A 1,162-nucleotide genomic window follows, 5' to 3' on the forward strand; every position below is an offset into this window, starting at 1 on the left:
GCACGCCTGCAGATTCAGCCACTGGTGCTGCCATCCGGGGGCGATATCGAGAGCCGGATCGGCACCTACCTGGCGCAGCCGCAGTCGATGGATCTGGCCCAGGCTCCACTGATGCAGGTGAGCGTAGCCGTTGGCATGCAATCGAATGCGTGCTATTTACTGCTGCAACTACACCATATTATTTCCGACCATCTTGGACTGGCGATGATACAAGATGAGTTGATGGCGCACATGCATGGAGAGGCGACGGGATTGGCCGCGGCAGTGCCGTATCGCGAGTTTGTCGCACATGGTTTGTATCAGGCGCGACATCAGAATGCTGAGGTATTCTTTCGGACTAAGCTGGCTGATGTCACCGAGCCGACAGCGCCATTCGGCTTAGTCGCTGTCCATGGGGACGGATCGCGTATCAATGAAGTGCGACAGGAGCTTGATCCTGCGCTGGCTCGGCAAATCAGGACGGCTACGAAGCAGCACTCAGTCAGTACTGCGGCCTTGTTCCATGCTGCCTGGGCACGCGTTCTTGCCGCATGCGCAGGCAAGGAGGAAGTTGTATTTGGCACCGTGTTTTCCGGACGCCTGCAAGGAACGCCGGGAGCTCACAGCATGTTGGGCATGTTTATTAATTTGTTGCCATTGAGATTGAAGTTGAGTGGGCAGGGAGTCTTGCAGATGTTGCGGCAGACCGAGGCGGAACTCGGTGACTTGCTTCCATACGAACAAGCATCTTTAACGTTGGCGCAGCGTTGTTCTACATTGCCCGTTAGTACGCCCTTATTCAGCTCCATGCTCAACTACCGCCGCTCGGAGGTCGCACAGGCAGGCAGTCGTGCAGAAATGGCAGGTGTTGAATTGCTCGCGTCCCAAGAGAGAACCAACTACCCGTTGACTCTTTCTATTGATGATATGGATGTCGGTTTTGCACTTGATTTGCAGCTTGATGATAGTGTGGACGCCGCCCGCGTGCTGGGCTACATGGAAGCGGTATTGGCCGGGCTGTCCGCAGCCTTGCTGAGCGAACCTGACAAGGCGGTGCTCGACGTGGCGGTCTTGCCGGCCGGCGAGCGCGCATACCTGCTGCAGATGCTGAATGCGACGCAGGCGGACTATCCGCAGGAGCATTGCATCCATGAGCTGTTCGAGGCGCAGGTGGCGCGCACGC

General features: G+C 57.2%; 1 protein-coding gene. It reads left to right on the forward strand.

Features of this window, described 5'->3' with window-relative positions:
• Positions 1-1,162 (forward strand): condensation domain-containing protein (locus AC07VL_RS28000; protein WP_494808752.1); only part of this gene is annotated, 1,162 nt, incomplete at both ends.

It is taken from the genome of Janthinobacterium sp. GW821-FHT03C08 (assembly GCF_059420905.1).